Raw genomic sequence first — 24197 nt, 5'->3', positions numbered from 1 at the left:
GGGGCCCCGATCGCCCAGACATCCCGGCAGAGGTTCAGATCACGGAGCCTGGGCTCCGCGAAGACTCAGCGGGAGCAGTCGACGTTCATGTCGCCCTCGGCCGCACCGATCACCTCGTTGTCGCACTCGACGACGTTCTCCCGTACCGGGGTGAGGGAGAACCCGAAGCCCGGGCCGTTGACCTCGGCGGTGTTGCCCCGGAACACGTTGCGCGTGCCCCACCCGTCGAGGATCTCGTGGGTCTGGAAGCCGTCGAGCGGGGAGTTCCTGCCGACGTTCCCCTCGATGACCCAGTCGTTGCCCTTGATGTCGACCCACGAGTCGGCGTCGATGATGCCCGAGCCGTCGAACGTGTTGTTGCGGACGATGCCGAAGGACGTCCCCTCCTTCACGTCGATCGCCTCGGAACTCGTCTCGCTGATCGTGTTGTTCTCCACGATGTTGCGGTCGGAGTTGTCGGGCTTGCAGTCCGACATGTCGCACCAGTTCGACTCGGCCGTGCCGATGTAGACACCCTCGCCGAACTTGGGGCGACGGAGGCCGGTGACGCTGATGAAGTTGCCGGTCACGACGTTGTCGGTGCTGAACTTGCGCAGGTGGATCGCCTCGTCGCCGATCCCGGTGACCGTGAGGCCCTCGATGATCGACCCGACGGTGCCGTCCGCCATCACGCCCTTCTGCCCGTTCGTGACGGTGAAGCCGAGAAGGTGCCAGTACTTCGCACCGTCGAGGTGGAAAACGTAGTCCCCCTCGTAGTCGCCGCCGTCGAGGATCGCCTCGGTGCCGCCGCAGAGGGTGATCGGCTCGTCCTCGGTGCCCGAGACTGTCGCGAGGAACTCCCCGACGTAGTGCCCGTCCTCGATCTCGATGACGTCTCCGGGCGAGGCCCCGTCGAGAGCCGACTGCAGTTCCTCGGCGGTCGCCACAGAGGTCGTGGGTTCGGGGCAATCGGCCGGTGCGGTCGGACGGTCGGCGGGGAGGGCCGGAGCGGACGCCGAGGGTTTCGACTCCTCCTGTTCGTCCGAGTCGGGCTCGAGTGATGCCCCGCTCCCCTCCTCCCCCTCGTCGCCGCTCGCGGAGGGCGTCGGGGAGCTCGTGCGCCCGGGCTGGGGACCGGCGTCCGAGGTGAGTTGCTGCACCGATTGCCTGCTCGTCGACACTGCGACACCCCACACGACGGAGGCGAAGAGCACCCCCGCCACGAAGGCCGCGGCCGCGGCCATGGCCGGTTTACTTCGGATGTCCCGCCACAGCGAGTCCAGTCGATTCATCGTGCCTCCCCCTGAGTGGTGTTGCGGTGTCCCGTGAGCCAGCTCGGCGGTGTGAGCCCGAGCGACTCCGGGGTTGCGACGCCGGCGGTGAGCGCGCTGAGTGGCGCCTGCCCGGCGTACGGATGACTGATCGTGTGACCGCGGCGACGGCGGCGAACGCCGGTCACGGCGGTGACGACGACCAGCAGGCCGAGCGTCAGCCACATGACCGTGAGCGGCTGGAAGATGCTCCGCAGGATCACGTCCAGCGGCTTGGTGCCCTGCCAGGCCTCGACACGGTTGCCGGAGACGACGACCTCCCCGTCGGCTCTGGCCACGTCGACCGCGCTCGGTCCGATGCCGGCGACCTCGTTGTCGGTCACCGTTGAGATCTGGGTCTGATCGATGAGCGTCACCCCGTGGTTGGTCACAGCGCTGATCTCGTTGCGGTCGACCGTACCGCCGGCGTCACGGAGGTAGACGCCCACCTCCCCGCCGACGATCGAGTTGCCCTGCACGAGCGCGTCGGTCACGCCGTTGCGGAGGGCGATCCCCTGCTCCAGCGAGTCCTCGACGATGTTGTCGGACACCGTGACATCCGCCACTCCGTTCGACACCACGATGCCCATCGTGTGATCGGTCACGGTGTTGCCGTCGATCACGATCTTCGTGCCGCCGATGACGTCGACCCCGTAGCGGCCGTTGTTCGTCATCGTGCTGTTCGTCAGGGCGTTGTTGCCGTAGTCGCCGACGGGTGTTCCCGTGGCACTCGGTCCCTCCGCCAGCGGGCCGCCCTCGATCGTCACCCCGTTGCGGCCGTTGCCGGTCGCGTCGATCCTGTCGAGCACGATGCCCGTGGTCGCGCGGGTGAGGCTGAAGCCGTCGACGCCGTTGTGCGCCGCCGTCGTGTTCCGGACGAGTGTGTTCGTCACGTAACGGTGCAGCACGAGCCCGTCGACGAGGTTGTTCTCGATCAGCGAGTCCTTGATCTCGACCCCGTCCGCGCTCGTGATGAACATCCCGAACGCGTTGTTGCGGCTCTCGACGTCGTGGATGACCGCGGACACGTAGCTGTAGGCGTCGAGGTCGGGTTCGAGTCCGAGGGTCTCGATCTCCTCGCCGACGGGGTACAGCTCCTCGCCGAACACCTGGGGGGTGCTGACCGTGTCGGCCTGCTGGTTGCGCTCGAGGTTCGTCGTGGCGTCGTCCGAGAGCACCTCCGGAACCTCGGTGCCGGTCAGCGACACTCCTCCGGTGGCCCCGGACCAGAAGCCGAGGTTCTCGAACTGGACGTGCGAGAACTCCGCGTGCCCGCCGATGATCCGCAGGTAGGAGCGCCCGTCGTCGGTCGTGACGTCGGGTTCACCGGAGATCGGGTCCCAGCTGGTGACCGTGACCGGCTTGTCGGCGGACCCGACGATTTCGACCGAGCCGCCGAGTGTGACGATCGACGCGAACCGGTCCTCGTTGCTGGCGAGCCTCAGGTCAAGGCCCTCCGGGTCCTCGAGGTGCAGGGTCGCTCCCTGCTCGACGACGATGTTCTCGCTGAGCACGTAGGAGCCGTCGGGCTGACGGACGAACGTGCCGGGCGCGAAGCGCTCGAGGTCGTCGAGGGTGTACGCCGAGTCCCTCCGAATGAGCACGAGAGTGTAGGAGTTGCCGGTGACGAGTCTGTAGGGCCGTCCCTGGTTGACGTTGGTCCAGCCGGCGGCGTTCGAGATCGAGCGGACCTCGACGAGCCGCCGTTCCTCCTGCGCGACGAGGATCGCCTCGAGCGTCGGGTCGCCCGGGTACTCGTCGCCGGTCACGGCGACGGGGGCGGCGACGTCCTCGGCGGCGGCCGCAGGCGCGGCGAGACCGAAGGTGACGGATGCCGCGGCGAGCGCGGTGGCCGCGACGGCGGCCGCGATGCGGGCGCTCACGCTGCCGCTCCCACGACAAGGGTGCTGGCGGTCTGGCCGTCGCCGCCCACGCGGTCGGCGTGACGGGTGAGCCAGCCCTGCTTGTTCATCGTGACGAACGCGTACAGCTTGATCGGCAGTGCGATCAGGATGACGGTCGCCGCGACGACGGGCAGGAGCGCGATCTCGAGAGGGTGTCGGCGCAGGTGGGAGATACCGCGGATGCCGCGTCCGAGCAGGAGCCATGCGACGACGGCGGTGATGCCGATCGGCGTGGGCTCCAGCCTGCTGAAGACGATGTACCCGATGGTCAACCCCATGGTGACAGGGGTGAGGAGGATCTGCAGCACGGTGATCTTGGTGACGAACGGGACGCGCCAGAGCCATCCCTTGGTCATCGCGGTCAGGTAGGTGCGGTAGGAGTTGCGGCTCCACCGCACACGCTGCTTGACGAAGGCGCGGAAGCTCGACGGGAACATCGACAGTGCCTTGGCGGACGACTGATGCACCGTCTTGTAGCCCGAGGCGAGGACGAGCCAGGTGAGCCGGCCGTCGTCCCCCGAGATGCAGCGCCTGCCGAGGAAGAACTCGTTCTCGAGGTTCTCGAGCACCGGGAGCACGGCCGAGCGACGGTAGACGGCCGTCCGGCCCGAGATGCACGGGACGGCGCCCGCTCTGCCCATCGCCGGCACGTAGTCGTAGTAGCGGAGGTTGACGAGCCAGTCGGCCACGCGGCGCCAGATGCTGGTCTCGCGCTGGTAGACGTTCTGCTGCGTGCTCACCCCGCCGACCTGCGGGTCGACGAAGGGCTTCTGCACGTTCTCGAGCAGCCCGTGACGCCACGAGGTGTCGGAGTCGGTGAGGACGAGGATCTCTCCCGTGGCCTCACGGATGCCGACGCCGAGGGCGGATCGCTTGCCGGCGTGATGGAACAGGATCGGCTTGACCCGCTCGTCGCCCAGCTCGACGATGCGGCGGTAGGCGTCGGTGTCGGCGACGTCGAGGACGATGATGACCTCGGTCGGGTTCTGGTTGAGCCAGGTGCCCAGGCATCTCATCAGGATGTCGGGGTCCTCGTGGAAGGAGGGCACGACGACCGAGGTGGTCGTGCGGAAGTCGCTCTCGATGGGCTTGGCCCGACGCGACAGGATGACGCGGTAAAGCCAGAGCGCCCACACGATGGTGCCGGCGATCGCGAGCGGGAAGTACGGGAGCAGTTGGAGGACGAAGCCACCGACTGCCTCCCAGCTGAAGTTGACGCTGGAGATGCCCAGCGCCAGGGCGGATCGGGTCATGAGGATCGGGTTCCTTCTGGGTGGCGACCGCCGTCGCGCCCGGGTCGGGACGGGCGCGACGACGTCGCGGGCGGGAAGTGCGAAGCAGAGGCGGAGCGGGTGCGTACTCCCGGCGTTCGGGTCGCCCGGAGGGTGCGGTGCTGTGCGAGGGTCTCTGCTGAGGCGCCGTGGTCCCGATCACCTCGACGCCTCAGCAGAGGTTCAAGTCACGAGAGGGTCAGCGCGACGCTGTCGCTCTCGTGTTCGACCAGCCGGACGGTGGTCGAGGCGGTGGGGCGGCCGAGGGCGCGGTACTCCCAACCGGCCGCGCGGTAGCGGTCGGCGTCGAGGGCGTGGCGACCGTCGACCACGGCGCGGTTCGCAACAAGGGCGCCGAGATGCTCCGGGTCGGCGTCGCGGAACTGCTGCCATTCGGTGAGGAGCACGACGACCTGCGCACCGGACACCGCCTCCGCGAGGGAGTCGGCGTAGTCGAGGTCGGGGTACGCCTTGTGCGCGTTCTCGTTGGCCTCGGGGTCGTACACGACGACAGAGGCTTCCTCCAGGTAGAGCAGCCTGGCGACGTCGAGCGCGGGGGCGTCGCGCACGTCGTCGGAGTTGGGCTTGAACGCGGCTCCGAGGGCGGCGACGCGGACGCCCTTGAGCGATCCGCCCGCGAGCTCGCGGACCAGGTCTACGGTGCGGGTGCGCCGGCGCGTGTTGATCGCATCGACCTCGCCGAGGAACGCGACCGCCTGCCCGACTCCGAGCTCTTCTGCGCGGTGCTTGAACGCACGGATGTCCTTCGGCAGGCAGCCGCCACCGAAGCCGAGGCCCGGCTTGAGGAAGCGTGAGCCGATGCGGTCGTCGTAGCCCAATGCCTGCGCGAGCACCTGCACGTCGGCACCGGTCGCCTCGCAGACCTCGGCCATCGCGTTGATGTAGGAGATCTTGGTGGCGAGGAAGGAGTTGGCCGCGACCTTCACCAGCTCCGCGGATGCGAGGTCCGCGACGACGAGCGGCGTTCCGGCCTCGAGGATCGGCGAGAACGCTGCGCGCAGCTGCGCCTCGGCCCACGCGGAGGCGACGCCGAACACCAGGCGATCCGGGTGCAGAGTGTCCTTGACCGCGAACCCCTCGCGCAGGAACTCGGGGTTCCAGGCGAGCTCGAGCTCCTGCCCGATCGGGGAGAGTCCGTGCACCATCTCGGTCAGGCGCTCCGCGGTGCCGATCGGGACGGTGGACTTGCCGATCAGCAGCGCCTTGCGATCGATGCGCTTCGCGAGCTCCGCGAATGCGGACTCGACGTAGCGGAGATCGGCGGCGTGCGAGCCCGGCGCCTGCGGAGTGCCGACGCACACGAAGTGCACGTCGCCGAAGGCGGCCGCCTCGTCGAACGAGGTCGTGAAGCGGAGCCGGCCGGACTCGAGAGCCTCGGTGAGCTTCTCGGGCAGGCCGGGCTCGTAGAACGGAACGGCGCCGGAGGCGAGGGCCTCCACCTTCCGAGGGTCGACGTCGACGCCGAGTACCTCGTAGCCGAGCACGGCCATGCAGATGGCATGCGTCGCGCCGAGATATCCGGTTCCGATCACGGTCATACGGGGGTGCGCCACGATGGGCGCGGGAAGAGCTGCGGTGCCAGGGAGCGGGTTCGCCACGAGGGCCTCCAAGCGGGTTGTGGTGTTTATCGGGTGAGCGCACGACCGTCGATCGGGTTACGGGCGTGCGCCCTCTCACTCGGGTCGTCGGCCGGGGCGGGCCCGGCCGGCTTCCGTCGCAGAGGTCTGTGCGTCTGAGCGCGACGGGCGGCCAGACGGAGTCGGGGTGAGGACCTCGGACGGTGTTTCGAGCAATCGCGCGACGACGCCACGCCGCACCGCGATAGCGGGATGCTGCGTGTGGGCGACCGGAACAGGGCGCGCTGAAGCAAGAGAGGACATGACCGGGTTTCCTCGGGGAGAAAGTGCAGGCGTGGTGCGGGATGACGCGATGGTCGTCGAAGGCTGTACGGGCACGGCGGATCGGCGACCGGCAGCCTCTCGTCGGATCGGGTTCCGAGCGGCCGGGGGAGCAACGGTTCTGTTCGGACGCTATGGGCTCCCCCGACCGGGGGTCAACGAACTTCCAAGCATTCATCAAGGAATTTACCGGCCGTTCACACGGGGTGCCCTAGCACGTAACAAAGGGGGCGCGGTCGCCGTGGCGTCCGCGCCCCCTTCGCGCTCTGCTGGGGCGTCGGCTCCCGATCAGCTGAACGCCCCAGCAGAGGTCTCGGTCACGAGAGCGTCAGCCGGGTGGCATCGGCCTCGTGTTCGACCAGCTGATGCGTGGCCGAGCCGTGAGGGCGACCGAGCGCGCGGTACTCCCAGCCGGCTGCGCGGTAGCGGTCGGCGTCGAGGGCGTGACGCCCGTCGACGACGGCGCGGGCGGCCACGAGCCGTCCGAGCGCCGCAGGGTCGGCGTCGCGGAACTGCTGCCACTCGGTCAGGAGCACGACGACGTCCGCTCCCACTACCGCCTGCTCGAGGGAGTCGGCGTAGTCGAGGTCGGGGTAGGCCCGATGCGCGTTGACGTTGGCCTCCGGGTCGAACACGACCACCGACGCTTCCTCGAGGTACAGCAGCCTGGCGACGTCGAGCGCGGGGGCGTCGCGCACGTCGTCGGAGTTCGGCTTGAACGCGGCTCCGAGCGCCGCGATCCTCTTGCCTCGCAGCGCGCCGCCGGCGAGTTCGCGGACGAGATCGACGGTGCGGGTGCGCCGGCGCGTGTTGATCGCGTCCACCTCGCCCAGGAACGCGACCGCCTGCCCGACACCCAGCTCTTCGGCACGGTGCTTGAACGCACGGATGTCCTTCGGCAGGCATCCACCGCCGAAGCCGAGACCCGGCTTGAGGAAGCGCGAGCCGATGCGGTCGTCGAACCCCAGCGCCTTCGCGAGCACCTGCACATCGGCACCGGTCGCCTCGCACACCTCCGCCATCGCGTTGATGTAGGAGATCTTGGTGGCGAGGAAGGAGTTCGCAGCCACCTTGACCAGCTCCGCGGAGGCCAGGTCCGCCACGACGAGCGGTGTCCCGGCGTCGAGGATCGGCGAGAACGCTGCGCGCAGCTGCGCCTCGGCCCACGCGGAGGCGACGCCGAACACCAGGCGATCCGGGTGCAGAGTGTCCTTGACCGCGAACCCCTCGCGCAGGAACTCGGGGTTCCAGGCGAGCTCGAGCTCCTGCCCGATCGGGGAGAGTTCGTGCACCATCTCGGTCAGGCGCTCCGCGGTGCCGATCGGGACGGTGGACTTGCCGATCAGCAGCGCCTTGCGATCGATGCGCTTCGCGAGCTCCGCGAATGCGGACTCGACGTAGCGGAGATCGGCGGCGTGCGAGCCCGGCGCCTGCGGAGTGCCGACGCACACGAAGTGCACGTCACCGAAGGCGGCCGCCTCGTCGAACGAGGTCGTGAAACGGAGCCGCCCGGACTCGAGAGCCTCGGCGAGCTTCTCCGGCAGTCCCGGCTCGAAGAAGGGAACCTCACCGGAGGCGAGGGCCTCCACCTTCCGAGGGTCGACGTCGACGCCGAGTACCTCGTAGCCGAGCACGGCCATGCAGATGGCATGGGTCGCGCCGAGGTATCCGGTCCCGATCACGGTCATACGGGGGTGCGCCACGATCGGCGCGGGGAGGGCGGCGGTGCTGGGGAGTGCGTTAGCCACGAGGGCCTCCATCAGGGTCGTTGTTCCTATCGGGTCACGTCGCGCGCGGGGATCGGGTTCCGCGGTCGGCGTCCTGTCGGTCATGGAGTGCAGTCGGTGTTCGCCGACCCCTCCCCCGCCGACGAGGTCTTATTGCTGCAGGAGACGACGTTGTCGCGCAGGGGGGTCAGGCTGAACCCGAAACCGGGTCCGTTGACGACGGCGGTGTTGCCTGCGAAGTGATTGCGGGTACCCCAGCCGTCGAGGATCTCGTGGGTCTGGAAGCCGTCGAGGGGCGAGTGCTCTCCGATGTTGGCCTCGATGAGCCAGTCGTTGCCCTTGACGTCGACCCATGAGTCGGCCTCGACGATCGCCGTTCCGTCGAAGGAGTTGCCTCGGAGCACTCCTCCGCTCGTGCCCTCCTTGATGTCGACGCTCTCGGCGGTCGTTCCGGAGATGACGTTGCCCTCGATGGTGTTCCCGTCGCTGCGGTCGGGCTCGCAGTCGGAGATGTCGCACCAGTTCGACTCCGCCGTGCCGATGTAGATGCCCTCGCCGAACTGCGGCTTCCGCAGCCCCGTGTCACTGATCGTCGAAGAACTGACGATGTTGCCGGTCGAGAACCGCCGCAGATGCAGGGCCTCGTCGCCGACGTGCGAGATCGCGAGGTCGTGGAAGACGCTGTCGACGGTGGCATCGGCCATCACGCCCTTCTGGCCGTTGCGGACGCTGAACCCGGAGAGGATCCAGTTGGACACCCCGTCGAGGTGCAACACGTATCCCTTCGAGATGTCGCCTCCGTCGAGCACGCTGTCCTCCGAGCCGCAGAGGCGGATCGGCTGGTCGGACGTGCCGCTCGCCGTGATGGTGAAGCGTCCGACGTAGTGGCCCGGGGCGAGTTCGATCGCGGAGCCGGGAGTCGCTGTGTCGAGGGCGGCCTGCAGCTGGCCCGACGTGGAGACGCCGGTGGCGCCGGCGGGGCAGCCGTACTCCCCGGGCGTGCCCGAGGCTACGGGCGACGGCGTCGCTTCCGCGGCCTCGGCCGTGGGGACAGCGCTCGGTGAGACAGCCTGGGGCGAACCGAGCAGACGAGTCGCAGCGAGGGCTGCGACGGCCAGCACGAGCGCAGCAGCGACGGTCACCACGACGAGGACGGGGCGGGGTAGCGCGCGCATCAGGAGGCCACCCGTCCCAGCGACTCGCGGGACACGACTCCGGGGGTGAGGGTCGTCAGGGGCGCGTGGTCCGCGTACGGGTTGCGCACGCCGGTGAATTGGCGGCCGCGACGAGTGAGCGCCGTGACGACGAGCACGAGGGCCAGCGTCAACCAGATGACGGTGAGCGGCTGGAACACGTCGCCCAGAACGCGGGTCACGGTCGCGGCCGGCAGCCAGTCCTCGAGGTCGTTGGCGACGACGCGGGCGCCCTCGGAGTCCTCGGTCCAGATCGCGATGGAACCGGAGCCGCCGATCGTGTTGGCTCTGACCACGACGTCGGAGGCGTCGCCCACGACGGTCACCCCGTGATTCATGATGTCGGCGAGTCGGTTGTCCTCCACCGTCGCGGCCGCGTTCCGCACGTAGACGCCGGTATCCCCACCCGCGATGGTGTTGTCGCGGATCTCGACGCCGCGCACGCCGTCGCGGATCGCGATGCCCTGGGTCACGTTGCCCACGAGCTCGTTTCCGGTGAGCAGCACGCTGTCGGCGTCCTGACCCACCACGATGCCGTTGTCGTTCGCCTCGATGAGGGCGTCACGCACCCGGGTGTCCACGCCGCCGTTGACCTCGACGCCGTACCGCCCGTTGTCGCGGAAGACGCCGCCGGAAATCTCGTTGTCCCCGAACTCCTCCACCGTGGTGCCGATCGCGCTGGGCCCGTCGGCGAGCGGCTGGGCGTCGAGGGAGACGCCGTTTCGGCCGTTTCCGGTCGCGACGACCCCGTCGAAGAGCACCTGCCGCGATGAACGTGCGAGGCTCAGCCCGTCGACCGCGTTGTCCTGCGACGTCGTGCCGGTCACTCGCGAGTCGGTGACGTGCCGATGGAAGGCGATGCCGTCGACGAGGCTGCCGGCGACGAGGGAGTCGGCGATCGTGACGTTCGTGGCGTTCGCGACGAAGACTCCGTAGGCGTTGCCGGTCGCGGTGACATCCGAGAGCTCCGCGGAGACCGTGGACAGGTCGACGGAGTCCGCGACGGCGACCTCGGTGAACTCCTCGGGAAGGGTCTGCGCCCCCGCGACCGGGGACGGAGCGACCCTGGCAGGGTCTCCGGCGAGCTCGACCTCGCCGCCGGTGCCCGTGAGGGCGAAGCCACCGGTGTTCCCGCTCCAGAATCCGAGGTCCGTGAGTTCGACGGACTGGACGGCGGCGTACCCTCCGAGCACCCGCAGGTAGGCCCGCCCGTCGACGGTGTTCGTGTCGGGCCCGGATGCGGCGGGGTCCCAACTGGTGATCGACACCGGGCGTTGCCCCGTTCCGGCGAGGTCGAGCGTGCCGCCGAGGCCGACGACGGAGGTGAAGCGCTCGGGCGTGCTCAGCAGGCGCAGTACGGTGCCCTCGGCGAGTGCGAGGGTCGCCCCGCTGGAGACCACCAGGTTCTCGGTGAGGAGGAACACGCCGGGTTCCTCCTCGACGAAGGTGTCAGGGGCGAGGGCCCGGAGATCCGCGACGGTGTACGGCTCCGGCCGGGCGGGGAGCACGAGCGTGTACTCGCCGTCGACGGTCATCCGGAACGGTCCGGCGACGATGAGGTCGTTCCAGGGCGCGGTCGACGCGACCGCCCGGACCGCCTCGATGCGGTCGTCCTCTTGCGCGACGAGGACGGCCTCGGCGACGGGATCGCCGGGGTAGAGCTCGCCCTGCACGGCGCCGTTGGCGGCGATTTCGTTCCGCCCACGGGCATCGGGTCCGCTCTCGCCGCTGGGAGCGAAGGTGATGAAGAGACCGGCGGCGAGCGTGGCCCCGGTGAGCAGCATGACGACGCAGAGCGCCGCGACGAGCCGTCCGCTCATGCCGCCACCGCCCTCGAGTCGCCGGCGAGACCGGCGGTTCCGGCGAGCGTCCGCGAGTCCTGCCCGTCGCCGCCCACCTGGTCCGCGTGCCGGGTCAGCCAGCCCTGCTTGTTCATCGTCGCGAACGCGTAGAGCTTGATGGGCAGCGCGACGAGGATCACCGTGAGCGCCAGCAGGGGCAGCAGCACGATGTCGCGCGGATGACGCCGCAGGTGCGAGATCCCGCGGACGCCGCGACCCAGCAGGAGCCACCCGACGGCCAGCGCGACGCCGAGCACGCTGAGCTCCAGCCGACTGAAGATCAGGTAGAAGATCGTGAGCCCCATGGTGACGGGCGTCAGCAGGATCTGAAGCACCGTGATCTTCGTGATGAAGGGCATCCGCCATAGCCATCCCTTGCCGATCGCGGTGAGGTAGCACCGGTACGAGTTGCGGCTCCAGCGCACGCGCTGCTTGACGAAGGCGCGGAAGCTCGACGGGAACATCGAGATCGCCTTCGCGGACGACTGGTGCACGGTCTTGTAGCCCGAAGCGAGGACGAGCCAGGTGAGCCGCCCGTCGTCGCCGGAGATGCAACGTTTGCCGAGGAAGAACTCGTTCTCGAGCTGCTCCAGCACCGGCATCACCGCGGAGCGGCGGTAGACCGCCGTCCGGCCCGAGACGCAGGGGACGGCGCCCGCCCGGCCCATCGCCGGCACGTAGTCGTAGTAGCGGAGGTTCACGAGCCAGTCGGCGATGCGCCGCCACACGCTCGTCTCGCGCTGGAAGACGTTCTGCTGGGTGCTGGTCGCGCCCACGAGGGGGTCGATGAACGGCTTCTGGACGTTCTCGAGCAGCCCCGGCGTCCAGGAGGTGTCGGAGTCGGTGAGCACGAGGATTTCGCTCGTCGCCAGACGGATGCCGGCGCCGAGAGCGGAACGCTTGCCCGCGTGATGGAACAGGATCGGCCGCACCTGCGGGTCGTCGAGGGCGCTGATCCTGTCGTACGCCTCGATGTCGGCGACGTCGAGCACAACGATGATCTCGGTGGGGTTCTGGGAGCGCCACGATTCGAGGCAGTCGAGCAGGATGTCGGGGTCCTCGTGGAACGAGGGCACGATCACCGACGTGGTGGTGCGGAAGTCGCTCTCGATCGGCTTCGCACGGCGGGACAGGACGAAGCGGTAGATCCAGAGAGCCCAGACGACGGTGCCGGCGATCGCCAGCGGGAAATAGACCTGCAGATCGCGGGCGACGAGTTGCAGGTGCTCCCACTCGGCCTGCACAGCGAGCGGCAGGTAGGGGAACCAGTCGGGTAGACGGCCCTCGGAGAGGCCTTCGAAATCGGAAACGAGCGCGACAAGGCGCGCCGAAGCGGCGGAGGACATGATCGGGAACCTCGGGAGACAGCAGCAGTGCGGGGGACGACGCACGCTCGGCCGACGAGGGTGTGGAGCTCGGTCGGCCGGTGCGGGAGGAACCACTCGTCTGATCGGGTCGGAGCGGCTGCGGGGAGCAACGGTTCTATTTCGGACCGTACGGACCCCTCGAACGGGGGTCAACCGATCGCCCCGAAGCTCAGGCCGATTTAACCCGCCGTTTACACGGGCCCGATAGCACCGCGCCGGCGACTACCGCTTCCTCAGAACGCGCGCGTGCCACACCCCGCCCGCGCCGTCAACGGGGCGTGCATTCAGACACGCCCGAGGGACCGCCCGTGTCCCCCGTTCCGGCGACCAGAAGAGTTGCCGTGGGGTCCGCGGCTCAGATCAGGCCGGCGTCCAGGCGCTGCTTCACGATCGCGCGCTCGTCGAGCGCAGGGACGGCGCAGACGTCGCCCTCGCAGACGACCGCGTCGGGGTCGCCGAGGAGGGTGAGCGCCGGGCGCTCGTCGCGTGCGGCATCCGTCATGTCAGGCGTCCGCCCCGGCCGGCACGACCTCGTCGCGCTGCGCGGCGACCTGCTGGAGCACGTTCGCGAACGTCGCGGCCTCCTGGGCGCCGGAGACGCCGAAGCGTCCCTCGAACACGAAGAACGGGACCCCGTTGATGCCCAGGTCACGAGCGGTTTTCTGGTCCTCGCGCACGTCGGCGAGGTGGCGCTCCTCGGTGAGGGCGGCGAGGGCTTCTGCGCGGTCGAGCCCGATCTCAGCGGCGAGGTCGGCGAGGTCCTCCACGCGACCGACGTGGCCGCCTTCGATGAAGTAGGCGCGCAGGAGGCGCCCCTTCATCTCGAGCTGCTTGCCGTGCGTCTTCGCGAAGTGCAGCAGCTCGTGCGCCTTCACGGTGTTGGTCTGACGGAGGGCGTCGTAGTCGTAGTCGAGTCCGACGGAGCGGGCGATCGTGACGACCCGCTCGATCATCTGCTCGACCTGAGCGAGGGGCAGCCCCTTGTACCCCGAGAGGAAGTCGGCGGCCGAGCCGTCGAAGTCGACGGGGGTGTCAGGCGAGAGCTCGAAGGAGTGGTACTCGACCTCGACCTCACCGCCGTACGCGGCCACCCCGGCCTCGAACTTGCGCTTGCCGATGTAGCACCAGGGGCAGGCGATGTCGGACCAGATGTCGACCTTGATGGGAGTCACCCCGAGGCCAACCCCCGCGGCCGCGGGCGTATTCCCGGGCCGCGCGGCATCCGCTCCGGTCACGCGCCGACGAGCTGCTCCGCGAGGTAACCGCGGAGCCGGTCGAGGGAGACGCGCTCCTGCTGCATCGTGTCGCGCTCGCGCACGGTGACGGCCTTGTCCTCGAGGGTGTCGAAGTCGACCGTGATCGCGAACGGGGTGCCGATCTCGTCCTGGCGGCGGTAGCGGCGACCGATCGCTCCGGCGTCGTCGAAGTCGACGTTCCACACCTTGCGCAGGTCGTCGGCAAGACCGCGGGCGACGGGCGAGAGCTGCTCGTTGCGCGACAGGGGCAGCACCGCGGCCTTGACCGGGGCGAGCCGGCGGTCGAGGCGCAGCACCGTGCGCTTGTCGACGCCACCCTTCGTGTTGGGCGCCTCGTCTTCGGCGTACGCCGCGACGAGGAACGCCATCAGGGCGCGGGTGAGACCGAAGGACGGCTCGATGACGTAGGGCACGTAGCGCTCGCCCGACGCCTGGTCGAAGTAGCGCAGGTCGGCGCCCGACTCGCGGATGTGGTTCGACAGGTCGAAGTCCGTGCGGTTCGCGATGCCCATGAGCTCCCCCCAGCCGTCGCCCGAGGCGAAGCCGAAGTCGAACTCGATGTCGGCGGTCGCCGCCGAGTAGTGGGCGCGCTCGCCGTCGGGCACGTCGAAGCGGCGGATGCTCGACTCCGGCAGCCCCAGGTCGAGGAACCAGTTGATCGACGCATCGACCCAATGGTCGAACCACTCCGGCGCCTCCTCCGGCGGGGTGAAGAACTCGATCTCCATCTGCTCGAACTCGCGGGTGCGGAAGATGAAGTTGCCGGGGGTGATCTCGTTGCGGAACGCCTTGCCCACCTGGCCGATGCCGAACGGGGGCTTCATGCGGCTCGCGGTGAGCACGTTGGCGAAGTCGACGAAGATGCCCTGGGCGGTCTCCGGACGGAGGAAGTGCAGGCCCTCCTCGTTGTCGACCGGCCCGAGGAAGGTCTTGAGCATGCCGGAGAAGTTCTGCGGCTCGGTCCACTGACCGCGCACACCGCAGTTGGGGCAGGCGACCTCGGCGAGACCGCCCTCGGGGGCGCGGCCCTTCTTCGCCTGGAACTCCTCGGTGAGGTGGTCGGCGCGGAAGCGCTTGTGGCAGTTCTGGCACTCCGTCAGCGGGTCCGTGAAGGTCGCGACGTGACCGGATGCCTCCCAGACCCGCTTCGGCAGGATGATCGCCGAGTCGAGGCCGACCATGTCGCCACGGCCGCGCACGAACGTCTGCCACCACTGGCGCTTGATGTTCTCCTTGAGCTCGACGCCGAGCGGCCCGTAGTCCCAGGCGGAGCGGGATCCGCCGTAGATCTCTCCGGATTGGAAGACGAAGCCGCGACGCTTCGCGAGGGAGATGACGGAATCGAGGGCTGAGTTGGCCACAGGTGCTCCAGGGGTCGGGCCGAGCTGGGTGCCCGGTCGAGGTTCGACAGGCAAGCTTAGTGAACGCGGCCGAGGGGGCGGCGCCGAGGCATCCGTCGGTCGGTTTTTGGTCGTTTATGTCGCGCCGGGGCCGACGCGTCAGGCGGTCGGGGCGTCGATCGCGCCGCCGAAGCGGCGGTCTCGCGATCCGTAGATGCGGATGGCGTCCCACAGGTGCGCGCGACGGAAGTCGGGCCACAGCGTGTCGAGGAAGACCATCTCGGCGTAGGCGCTCTGCCAGAGCAGGAAGTTCGAGGTGCGCTGCTCCCCCGAGCTACGCAGGAACAGGTCCACGTCGGGCAGCTCCGGCGTGTAGAGCCGCTTCGCGATCGTCTTCTCCGTCACGGCCGAGGGGCGCAGCCGGCCGGATGCCGCGTCGTCGGCGATCGAGCGCACGGCATCCGCGATCTCGGTGCGACCGCCGTAGTTCACGCACATCGTCAGCGTGAGCACGTCGTTGTGCGAGGTCATCCGCTCGGCGAACTGCAACTCCTTGATGACGCTCGTCCAGAGCCGGGGCTTGCGGCCCGCCCAGCGGATGCGGACGCCCCACTCGTTGAGCTGATCGCGGCGTCGGTGCAGCACCTCGCGGTTGAAGCCCATGAGGAAGCGCACCTCGTCGGGCGAGCGCACCCAGTTCTCGGTCGAGAACGCGTACACCGACAGGTGCTTGACCCCGATCTGGATCGCGCCGGCGACGACGTCGAGGAGGCTCGCCTCGCCCGCGCGGTGCCCCTCGATGCGGGTGAGCCCGCGCGCGTTGGCCCAGCGGCCGTTGCCGTCCATGACGATCGCGACGTGCTCGGGGATCTTCGGCAGCTGCGGCGGCTGCTCGCCGGTCCAGTCGAGCGGGCGGAACTCCGCGGCGTCCTTATGGGTCTTGGGCACAGTCGATTATCGCCGGTGCGGGCTAACCCGCTCCTCAGCGGACGGCGGCGGAGCGGTCGACGTGCTCGAGGCTGCGGAGCCCGCGCTCGAGGTGCCACTGCGTGTAGGCGGCGACGACTCCGGATGCCTGGTTGAGCGTGCGCTCGGCCGCGGCCTCGGCCACGGGCCAGTCGCCGGCGAGGAGGGAGGCGAGCAGCCGGAGCGTGTCGGCGTCGAGCCGCGGCGCCCCGGGAGGCGCGGCCTCGTCGCAGACGACGCCGCCCATCTGCACGACGAACGCGGAGTGCGGCCCCGGGACACCCGTGACGGCGCAGTCGACGAAGCTCGGCGCCCAGCCCGCGATCGACAGGGCGCGCAGCAGGTAGGAGTCGAGCGTCAGCCGCGGGGCGTGCTCGTGCCGCGACAGGGAGCGGAGGGCCCCCACGAGCAGCAGGTACTGCTGCAGGCTCGCGTCGGCATCCGTCAGCCGGTCCGCGGTCTCGACCATCGCGGACGCCGCGGTGTACGCGGCGTAGTCGGCCACGATCTCCGCCCCGTACGCGCCGAGCGACTCGACCTGCTGCACCGTGTGCAGCTGCGAGCGCCCCTCGTAGAACTGCACCTCGGCCACCATGAACGGCTCGAGCCGCGACCCGATCCGGCTGGCCGTCCGACGTACGCCCTTGGCGACGGCACGGATCTTGCCGTGCTGCCGGGACAGGCAGGTGACGATGCGGTCGGCCTCCCCCAGCTTGTGGGTGCGGAGGACGACGACTTCGTCCTTGTAGGTGCGCACGATCCATTATCGGCGGCGCGGGGCTCCGGATGCCGGGAGGCGCGGGCGTTAAGAAAAGGAGCCGGACCGATCCCGGCCCGGCTCCTTCCTTCCACCGCTACGCGTTGGCCTTGGCTGCCTTCTCCCGCTCCGCGATCTCCGCGAGGTGCGCGTCACGGGCGGCGCCCGGCGTCCACCCGCGGTCGACGACGCGACGCTGGAACACCGAGGCGGCGACGACCAGCACGACCGCGATCACGATGCTCAGCACGACGCCGATGGCCGGGCCGCCGAGCAGGCTGACGCCGATCAGCGTGCCGAACCAGCCGAAGTCGGCGTCGCCGAAGGTCGAGTTGGCGAAGCCGAACTCGCCGAGCACCAGCAGCAGCACGGCCGGCAGGATCGTGATGATCACGCCGTTGACGAAACCGCCGACCATCGCTCCGATGCGGCCGCCCGTCGCGTTGCCGAAGACGCCCGCGCCACCACCGGTGAAGAAGTGGGGCACCATGCCCGGCAGGATCAGCGCGAGCCCGAACACCGGGTTCAGCCAGATGGCGAGCACGGCGAGGGCGATGAGGCCGCCCGCGAAGGAGGAGAGGAAGCCGATCAGCACGGCGTTCGCACCGAACGGGAAGACGATCGGGATGTCCAGCGCGGGCTTGGCTCCCGGCACGACCTTCTCCGCGATGCCCTGGAAGGCGGGAACGAGCTCACCGAGCACGGTGCGCACACCGAACAGGATGACGGCGACACCGACACCGAACTGGAGGGCCAGCGCGAAGGCGTCCATGATGTACGCCCCGGCGTCCTCACTGCCGAAGAAGCCGAGCGCCTCCTCGAGAGGAAGAGCGATGAGACCCCAGATCGCGAAGACCAGGTAGATCAGCACCATCGACAGCGCGGTGGCGACCATCGAGTCGCGCAGGAACTTCATGCCCTGCGGGAAGCGGATCTCCTCGGTCGAGCGGCTGCGGCGACCGAGCGCCTGACCACTGGCACCGGCGGCGATGTAGCCGAGGGTGCCGAAGTGACCGATCGCGAGGCTGTCGTCACCGGTGATCTTGCGCATCCACGGCTGGGCGAATGCCGGCATCACGACCATGATGACGCCGAGCAGCAGCGCACCCACGAGCACGACGAGCCAGCCCAGCTCCTCGCCGAAGCCCACCGAGAGCACCACCGTCAGCAGCAGAGCCATGAACACCATGTGGTGACCGGTGAGGAAGATGTACTTCAGAGGCGTGAACCGCGCGAGCAGCAGCATCACGATGAAGCCGAGCACGAGCACGTAGGCGCTCTGCGCGCCGTACTGCTCGGAAGCGATGGCCGTGATCACCTCGTTAGTGGGGATGACGCCCTGCGCGCCCGTGACCGCGAGGATCAGGTTGCCGAGCGGCTCGAGCGACGCGACGACCACGCCGGCGCCGGCACCGAGGATCAGGAAGCCGAGGGCCGCCTTCAGGCCACCGCCGATCACCTGCCCCGCGGAGCGCTTGAGCGCGATGAGGCCGATCGCGGTGATGATGCCGATGAGGTACGCGGGCACGTTGAGGATCTGCTGCCCGATGAAGTTCAGGACGGCGACGAACCACTCCATTGAGGTCTCCTTCGTTGTCGTGTGGTGTGGCGGGTCAGGCGATGCTGCTCTGCAGCGCCTCGGTGATCTCGTTGACGTCGGTGAAGTTCTTGATGACGATGACCTTCGCCGGCACCTCCCCGATCTCCGGGGCGAGCTCGTCGGAGGTGAGCACGACGTCGGCGGTGCGCGCAGCGCCCCTGGCCGTCCCGATGTCGGCGGCCTCCACGTCGGCGTCGACTCCCATCGCGCGGAGCGCCTTCTCGGCGTTCATCTTGAGGAGCACCGAGGTGCCGATCCCCATGCCGCAGACTGCGACGATCTTCATTTCTCGCCCTTCCTGGCTCTTACTCGGTTTCGAGCTCGGCGAGACGTGCCCGCACCTGCTCTGGGGTTTCCGCCGCGATGAGTTCGCGGAGGACGTTCTCGTCCGCCAGCACGCCGGCGAGCGACGACATGACGGCGAGGTGGCTGTCGTGGTCCTGCGCCGCGAGCCCGACCACGAGGGTGACGGGGTCGTTGGCGGCGCTGCCGAAGGCGACGGGCTCCGCGAGCCCGACCCAGCTGATGCCGGTGCCGAGCACGGCGGGCGACGGCCGCGAGTGCGCGAGCGCGAAGCCGGGTGCGACGACGATGTAGGGCCCGTGCTTCTCGACGGCTTCGATCATCTCCGTCGTGTACTGCTCCGTCGCGACCCCGCCCGCGACGAGGCCGTCGCCGGCGAGGCGGATGGCCTCGCGCCAGTCCTTCGCCACCGCCTTCGTGGCGATGGTCCCTTCGGGCAGCTGGTCGGCCAGGCTCACGTCGTCTCCTTCGTCAGGTCGCTTGCGGCCTCAGCCTAGGGTCAGCGACCCCCTTTTGACCAACTCTGATCGAAAGACTACGGCGTGTCGAGGGGGGTTGCAGGAGCCTTGCTGAGGGCACTGACCCGCTCTGCGTCGAACAGCCGGTCCTGCGCCAGGAGCGACGCCCCGCGTACGCCCGCCTTGTCGCCGAGCCGTGCACGTTCGACGACGAGGCCCCGCCGGGTGAACTCGTGGGTGTTGGACAGCAGGGCCGAGCGGATGCCGGCCGTGAGCCGCTCCCCCGTCTCCGCGAGCGTGCCGCCGACGATGACGGCCTGTGGGTTCAGCAGCCCGGCGACATCCGCGAGGGCCTCGCCGATCTCCCGGCCGATCTCCTCCAGCATGCGGAGCACTCCTGGGTGGTGCTCCCGGGCGAGTCTCACGATGTCGGCGCTCGTGCGCACCTCGACACCGGACTCCTCGAGCTGCGACTGGATGATGCGGCCGCTCGCGATCGCCTCGAGCCGTTGAAGGGGTTGCCCGTTCGAGCGCGGGGCGCTCAGCTGTCCTGCTCCGCCTCGGCTCCCCCGGTAGATCCGCCCGTCGAGCACGAATGCGCAGCCGAGGCCCATGCCGACCTTGACGACGGTGAGGTCCCGGTACTCCGGCCAACTGAGCCGCGTCTCGCCGAGGGCCAGGATGTTGACGTCGCGATCGACCGCGAAGACCGCGTCGAAGCCCTTGAAGTAGTCGTCGACCCGCACCTCCTCCCAGCGGTGGTCGAGCTGGGGGCTGCCGAGTCGCCCGGTGACGGCGTCCACCGGACCGGGCACTCCCACCCCGATCGCCCTGACGTCGCTGCGGTCGCGGTCGAGGGCGTCGAGCAGGAAGTCGAAGACCTGGAGCGCCCATTCGAAGATGTCGTCGGGGCCGTCGTACAGACCGATGTCCGCCTCGTCCTCGCGCAGGACGTTCGACATGAGGTCGGTGATGCCGAGCCGTGTGTGGGAGCCGCCGATGTCCATCGCGAGGATCAGCCCGGCGTCCTTGTTGACCGCGAACTCCTCCGGAGGGCGGCCGCCGCTGGAGCTCAACTGGCCCGCGCGCACGATCAGACCGTGGGCGAGCAGCTCGTCCAGGCGCCGCGAGAGCGTGACCCGCGACCACCCCAGATGCTCGATCAGGTCCGATCTGGTCTTCGCCTCGCCACGGCGGATGAGCTCCAGTACGACACCGGAACCGGTGGTCGGCGTTCTCGGCACCGCGCCTCACCTTCGATTGACTTAGGGATATTTATATACCAAAGTGTCGGGCATGGCCATCGACGTCTTCTCCTCCTCGTCCGCCGCCGAGCACCGGGCGGTCGCCGCCGCCGTCGCCATCCCCGCGCACGTCGTGCAGGCCAAGGGACACGGGCACGCCGGCACCGCGATGGCCCTCGCTCCCCTCGCGCACGTGCTGTTCCAGCGGGTGCTCCGCCACGACCCCACCCGGCCCGACTGGGAGGGACGAGACCGCTTCATCCTGTCGGCCGGACACGCGAGCCTTCTGCTGTACACGCAGCTCCACCTGACCGGCTACGACCTCCAGCTCGAGGAACTCATGAAGAGCCGCAGCCTCGGCTCGCGCACCCCCGGTCATCCGGAACTCCACCACACCGCGGGAGTCGAGATGAGCACGGGACCGCTCGGGCAGGGAGTCGCGAGCGCCGTCGGCCTCGCGCTCGCGGCCCGTCGCGACAGCGCCCTGCACGGCGCCGGCACGGACGTCTTCGACCCGACCGTGTGGGTCGTCGCCGGAGACGGCTGCCTGCAGGAGGGCGTGTCGGCGGAGGCGTCGAGCTTCGCGGGGACCCAGGGCCTCGACAACCTCGTCGTGATCTGGGACGACAACCGGATCACGATCGACGGCCCCACCGGGATCACCTTCGGCGAGGACGTCCGCGCCCGCTACCGCGCCTACGGCTGGCGGGTGCTCGAGGCGCCCGACTTCCGCGACCTGGACGGGCTGGAGCGCGTGCTGCTCGAGGCCCGGTCGCGCACCGGCGCGCCGACCCTCGTGGCACTGCGCACCACGATCGGCTGGCCCTCCCCCTCCAAGCAGGCGACGCCGGCCGCGCACGCGGGCGGCTTCGGTGAGGAGGACGTGGCCGCGATCAAGAGCGGACTGGGCTTCGCACCGGATGCCGCGCTCGAGCAGCTCGTGCCGGACGAGGTGCTCGCGGTGACGCGGGCCGCGCTCGACCGTGGTCGCGCCCTCCGCGAGGACTGGGAGGAACGGCACGCGAGATGGCAGCAGGAGCACGCGGAACATGCCGAGCGCCGGAGGTCCATCGCCGTGGCCGACGGATCGGTGCTGGACGCGCTCGAGCTGCCCGCCGAGGGCGCCGCGGTGGCCACCCGGAAGACGAGCGGCGCAGCCCTCAAGGCGCTGCACGGCGCTGGAGTCCTCTTCGGGGGCTCCGCGGACCTGTCCGAGTCGACGAACGTCGCCGTGCCGGGCGTCGCGGTGTCGGCGGAGCATCCGGGCGGCGCGTTCATCCCCTTCGGCATTCGGGAGCACGCGATGGCCGCGATGCTCAGCGGGATCGCGCTGCACGGCCTCTGGCGCCCGTACGGCTCCACCTACCTCGTCTTCAGCGACTACCTGCGGCCGAGCCTGCGGCTCGCCGCCCTGATGGGGCTGCCGGTCGTCTACGTCTTCACCCACGACTCGGTCGCCGTCGGAGAGGACGGGCCGACGCACCAGCCGGTCGAGCAGGTGGCCTCGCTGCGGACGGTACCCGGACTCACGGTGCTCCGGCCCGCCGACGCGCACGAGGTCGTCGCCGCCTGGCGCGGCATCCTCGAACATCGAACGGGTCCGGTCGCCCTCGTGCTGTCGCGACAGGACGTGCCCGTGCTCCCCGTGCGCGACGACCTCGACCGGCGCGTGCGGGAGGGCGGCTACGTCGTGTGGCAGCACGGCGAGGGACGCGACCTCGCGCTGCTGGCCACCGGCAGTGAGGTGGCGCTCGCTCTCGAGGCCGGCCGACGGCTCGCGGAGGACGGCGTCGAGGTACGCGTGATCTCCGTGCCGAGCGTCGAGTGGTTCGCCGCGGCGGACGACGCGGTGCGCGAGGAGGTGTTGCCGCGCGGCATCCGTTCCCGCGTCGCGGTCGAAGCGGGGCGGGGCGACGCCTGGTACCGCTGGGTCGGACTCGAGGGGCGCGTAGTCTCGGTCGAGGAGTTCGGCGAGTCGGGGGCAGGGAAGGACATCCTGCGGCTGCGCGGGATCTCGCTCGACGCGGTGCTCAAGGCGGCGCGTGACACGCTGTCGGCGGAGCTGCCCGCTCGGTGATATGACTTCGGGGTGACCGAGCCCTTCCTCGTGCCGCTCTGGGCGGACGCCCTCGCCGTGGCCATCGGCGCGCTGCAGGGCGCGACCTTCGCCGCGGGATACCGCGACCGACGGCTCGACCTGCTCGGGGTCGGGATCATCGGCATCGCGACCGGCCTCGGCGGCGGTCTGCTGCGCGACCTGTTCCTCAACGTGACCCCGGCCGCGTTCTCGTCGAACTGGTTCCTGCTGTCGGCGACCCTCGCCGCCCTCGCGGGCATGGCGCTCGAGCGGCTGGTGCGCCGACTCGACACGGTCATCACGGTTCTCGACGCGCTCACGATCGGGTTGTTCTGCGCGATCGGAACGTCGAAGGCGCTCGCCGCCGGGCTGCCGGAGGTGCCCGCCGTGTTCATCGGGGTGCTCTCCGCCGTGGGCGGGAGCGTCATGCGCGACCTGCTGCTGAACTCCCCCATCGCGCTCATGCACGTCGGCTCGCTCTACGCGGTGGCGGCGGGCATCGGCGCGGTCATCGCGGTGACGCTGCCGGCCCTCGGCGCCGACCCCGTGTCGACCGCGATCGCGTGCGTGGCGGTCACGATGCTCGTGCGCCTGCTCGCGGTGCGCTTCGGATGGAGCCTGCCGGAGCAGCGCGCGTTCGGGCGGCCGCGGTTCCGGCGGCGGCGGTCGTCGGCGCAGTAGGTGCGCCGAGAGTGCGCGAACCGACCTAAGGCAGTTCGTTTGCGTCGATCTGCGCGCTCTCGCCGTACTGGGCGGCGCGGCGGAGGTAGCGCGCGCGGATGCGCTCGGCGGTGGCATCCGGCTCGAGCAGCAGGCCGCGACTTCTGATTCGGATGGTGTCGTAACCTTCGTCGGCGAAGGACTCGAGGCGACGGATGTCCCGCTCGTACTGCGTCAGGTCGCTGCGGTGCTGATCTCCGTCGTACTCGAGGATGAGGCGAAGCGTCGGCCACATCAGATCCGCGTAGCCGAGGAGACGCCCCCGGACCACGATCGGCACTCCGGGAAGCGGCTCCGGGAGTCCATCGCGGACGACGAGTAGTCTCAGCCTCGTCTCCATCGGAGACTCCACCCCTTCCCTGACCAGGGCGACGGCCTGTCGCGCCGTACGGCAACCGCGACTGCCCGACGCGGACGCCACCGCCTCGTGCAGGCGGGTCAACCGAACCATCGGACGCTGTCGGTTGCCGCTCGGCAGACGAGCCGAGAGCACGAGCGCGTCGCCTACGGCGACCAGGTCGTCCGGACTGAGCAGCGTCGCCAGCTCGCAGAACAGGGCGGTTGGAGAGGACACCGGGAGACCTTGGCGGTAGCGGATCTCGCTGTTCGCGTTTCGGCGCGAGCGGACATTGGGGCGTCTGACCTGAGTGAGTCCGACAGGAGCAGTGATGTCGACGATCGGATCCGGTGGCTCGAGCGGCAATGGAAGCCCGTACAGCGCGGCCGCGCTCACGTGCGAGAACCGCTCGCCGGGACGAAGCAGTGGTGCGTAGGCGCGACACAACTCCGCCAGCCGCGCGACCGCGGACTCGGGCGCGCCCCCGCGGACCTGTCGCACGCCGTGGAAGGTTCTGTCGAGATCGCGGCTCCGCAGCCGCCCTTCCCCCACTTGCGAGTCGTGCGCCTCCCGCACGAGAAAGGGTCTAGCCGAGAGCGTGGCCGGCAGGGAAACTCGACGTGGCACC

The 24197-nt window shown here is 69.7% G+C and carries 20 protein-coding genes; 2 read left to right on the top strand and 18 right to left on the bottom strand.

Annotated features, from left to right (window positions below):
• Positions 1-65: 65 nt before the first annotated feature.
• The 17 genes from JUB10_RS13525 to JUB10_RS13445 all read right to left on the bottom strand — a co-directional run bounded on the left by JUB10_RS13525 (position 66) and on the right by JUB10_RS13445 (position 20435).
• On the bottom strand, positions 66-1271 hold the full coding sequence (locus tag JUB10_RS13525; RefSeq protein WP_242682632.1) for a right-handed parallel beta-helix repeat-containing protein: 1206 nt from the start codon (positions 1269-1271) through the stop codon (positions 66-68).
• The gene (locus tag JUB10_RS15115; RefSeq protein WP_207457564.1) at positions 1268-3172 is read right to left on the bottom strand and encodes a right-handed parallel beta-helix repeat-containing protein; all 1905 of its coding nucleotides are present in this window, start codon (positions 3170-3172) and stop codon (positions 1268-1270) included. The genes JUB10_RS13525 and JUB10_RS15115 overlap by 4 nt, the downstream gene beginning before the upstream one ends.
• On the bottom strand, positions 3169-4446 hold the full coding sequence (locus tag JUB10_RS13515; protein WP_207457562.1) for a glycosyltransferase: 1278 nt from the start codon (positions 4444-4446) through the stop codon (positions 3169-3171). The genes JUB10_RS15115 and JUB10_RS13515 overlap by 4 nt, the downstream gene beginning before the upstream one ends.
• A gap of 206 nt (positions 4447-4652) precedes the next feature.
• Positions 4653-6023 (bottom strand): UDP-glucose dehydrogenase family protein, encoded by a 1371-nt coding sequence (locus JUB10_RS13510; RefSeq protein ID WP_207457560.1) that lies wholly within the window; start codon positions 6021-6023, stop codon positions 4653-4655.
• A 677-nt stretch (positions 6024-6700) separates the two neighbouring features.
• Positions 6701-8071 carry a UDP-glucose dehydrogenase family protein gene (locus JUB10_RS13505; RefSeq protein ID WP_242682678.1) on the bottom strand — a complete coding sequence of 457 codons (1371 nt, stop codon included), beginning with the start codon at positions 8069-8071 and terminating at the stop codon, positions 6701-6703.
• Between the two features lie 140 nt (positions 8072-8211).
• Positions 8212-9285: a right-handed parallel beta-helix repeat-containing protein gene (locus JUB10_RS13500; protein WP_207457557.1), complete on the bottom strand. Its 1074-nt coding sequence runs from the start codon at positions 9283-9285 to the stop codon at positions 8212-8214.
• Entirely contained in the window at positions 9285-11123 is a 1839-nt protein-coding gene (locus tag JUB10_RS13495; RefSeq protein ID WP_207457555.1) for a right-handed parallel beta-helix repeat-containing protein, read from the bottom strand. Before JUB10_RS13495 ends, JUB10_RS13500 begins: the two co-directional genes overlap by 1 nt.
• Positions 11120-12490 carry a glycosyltransferase gene (locus tag JUB10_RS13490; protein WP_207457553.1) on the bottom strand — a complete coding sequence of 457 codons (1371 nt, stop codon included), beginning with the start codon at positions 12488-12490 and terminating at the stop codon, positions 11120-11122. The genes JUB10_RS13495 and JUB10_RS13490 overlap by 4 nt, the downstream gene beginning before the upstream one ends.
• A gap of 376 nt (positions 12491-12866) precedes the next feature.
• Positions 12867-13013, bottom strand: coding sequence for a hypothetical protein (locus JUB10_RS13485; protein WP_207457551.1), 147 nt, complete (start codon positions 13011-13013; stop codon positions 12867-12869).
• Between the two features lies 1 nt (position 13014).
• Complete coding sequence (locus tag JUB10_RS13480; protein WP_207457549.1) at positions 13015-13683, bottom strand: DsbA family oxidoreductase; 669 nt, start codon at positions 13681-13683, stop codon at positions 13015-13017.
• Between the two features lie 59 nt (positions 13684-13742).
• Positions 13743-15128 (bottom strand): glycine--tRNA ligase, encoded by a 1386-nt coding sequence (locus JUB10_RS13475; RefSeq protein ID WP_207457547.1) that lies wholly within the window; start codon positions 15126-15128, stop codon positions 13743-13745.
• Positions 15129-15266: 138 nt separating this feature from the next.
• Positions 15267-16055 carry an isoprenyl transferase gene (locus JUB10_RS13470; RefSeq protein WP_207457545.1) on the bottom strand — a complete coding sequence of 263 codons (789 nt, stop codon included), beginning with the start codon at positions 16053-16055 and terminating at the stop codon, positions 15267-15269.
• Between the two features lie 34 nt (positions 16056-16089).
• Positions 16090-16830 (bottom strand): DNA repair protein RecO, encoded by a 741-nt coding sequence (gene recO, locus JUB10_RS13465; protein WP_207457544.1) that lies wholly within the window; start codon positions 16828-16830, stop codon positions 16090-16092.
• Positions 16831-16927: 97 nt separating this feature from the next.
• On the bottom strand, positions 16928-18409 hold the full coding sequence (locus tag JUB10_RS13460) for a PTS ascorbate transporter subunit IIC (RefSeq protein WP_207457542.1): 1482 nt from the start codon (positions 18407-18409) through the stop codon (positions 16928-16930).
• 34 nt (positions 18410-18443) lie between these two features.
• Positions 18444-18716 (bottom strand): PTS sugar transporter subunit IIB, encoded by a 273-nt coding sequence (locus JUB10_RS13455; RefSeq protein ID WP_207457540.1) that lies wholly within the window; start codon positions 18714-18716, stop codon positions 18444-18446.
• Between the two features lie 19 nt (positions 18717-18735).
• Positions 18736-19191 carry a PTS sugar transporter subunit IIA gene (locus JUB10_RS13450; RefSeq protein WP_207457538.1) on the bottom strand — a complete coding sequence of 152 codons (456 nt, stop codon included), beginning with the start codon at positions 19189-19191 and terminating at the stop codon, positions 18736-18738.
• A 77-nt stretch (positions 19192-19268) separates the two neighbouring features.
• Positions 19269-20435: an ROK family protein gene (locus JUB10_RS13445; protein ID WP_207457536.1), complete on the bottom strand. Its 1167-nt coding sequence runs from the start codon at positions 20433-20435 to the stop codon at positions 19269-19271.
• A 52-nt stretch (positions 20436-20487) separates the two neighbouring features.
• Here JUB10_RS13445 and JUB10_RS13440 point away from each other — a divergent pair, with 52 nt between their 5' ends.
• The gene (locus tag JUB10_RS13440) at positions 20488-22512 is read left to right on the top strand and encodes a transketolase family protein (RefSeq protein ID WP_207457534.1); all 2025 of its coding nucleotides are present in this window, start codon (positions 20488-20490) and stop codon (positions 22510-22512) included.
• Positions 22513-22524: 12 nt separating this feature from the next.
• Complete coding sequence (locus tag JUB10_RS13435) at positions 22525-23193, top strand: trimeric intracellular cation channel family protein (RefSeq protein ID WP_207457532.1); 669 nt, start codon at positions 22525-22527, stop codon at positions 23191-23193.
• 25 nt (positions 23194-23218) lie between these two features.
• Here the strand turns inward: JUB10_RS13435 and JUB10_RS15110 are convergent, their stop codons facing one another.
• Positions 23219-24145 carry a DUF559 domain-containing protein gene (locus JUB10_RS15110; protein ID WP_207457530.1) on the bottom strand — a complete coding sequence of 309 codons (927 nt, stop codon included), beginning with the start codon at positions 24143-24145 and terminating at the stop codon, positions 23219-23221.
• Positions 24146-24197 lie beyond the last annotated feature (52 nt).

Origin of the sequence: Desertivibrio insolitus (genome assembly GCF_017355965.1) — a bacterium.
Taxonomy (GTDB): Bacteria; Actinomycetota; Actinomycetes; order Actinomycetales; family Microbacteriaceae; genus JAFIQW01.
The sequence above is the reverse complement of the archived record's forward strand: the minus strand, read 5'-3'. Positions and strand labels throughout refer to the sequence as shown.

Coding starts and splice junctions, on each gene's coding strand:
- JUB10_RS13525 (WP_242682632.1), bottom strand. CDS start 1,271: ATGAATCGACTGGACTCGCTGTGGCGGGACATCCGAAGTAAACCGGCC.
- JUB10_RS13515 (WP_207457562.1), bottom strand. CDS start 4,446: ATGACCCGATCCGCCCTGGCGCTGGGCATCTCCAGCGTCAACTTCAGC.
- JUB10_RS13510 (WP_207457560.1), bottom strand. CDS start 6,023: ATGACCGTGATCGGAACCGGATATCTCGGCGCGACGCATGCCATCTGC.
- JUB10_RS13505 (WP_242682678.1), bottom strand. CDS start 8,071: ATGACCGTGATCGGGACCGGATACCTCGGCGCGACCCATGCCATCTGC.
- JUB10_RS13500 (WP_207457557.1), bottom strand. CDS start 9,285: ATGCGCGCGCTACCCCGCCCCGTCCTCGTCGTGGTGACCGTCGCTGCT.
- JUB10_RS13495 (WP_207457555.1), bottom strand. CDS start 11,123: ATGAGCGGACGGCTCGTCGCGGCGCTCTGCGTCGTCATGCTGCTCACC.
- JUB10_RS13490 (WP_207457553.1), bottom strand. CDS start 12,490: ATGTCCTCCGCCGCTTCGGCGCGCCTTGTCGCGCTCGTTTCCGATTTC.
- JUB10_RS13485 (WP_207457551.1), bottom strand. CDS start 13,013: ATGACGGATGCCGCACGCGACGAGCGCCCGGCGCTCACCCTCCTCGGC.
- JUB10_RS13460 (WP_207457542.1), bottom strand. CDS start 18,409: ATGGAGTGGTTCGTCGCCGTCCTGAACTTCATCGGGCAGCAGATCCTC.
- JUB10_RS13455 (WP_207457540.1), bottom strand. CDS start 18,716: ATGAAGATCGTCGCAGTCTGCGGCATGGGGATCGGCACCTCGGTGCTC.
- JUB10_RS13440 (WP_207457534.1), top strand. CDS start 20,488: ATGGCCATCGACGTCTTCTCCTCCTCGTCCGCCGCCGAGCACCGGGCG.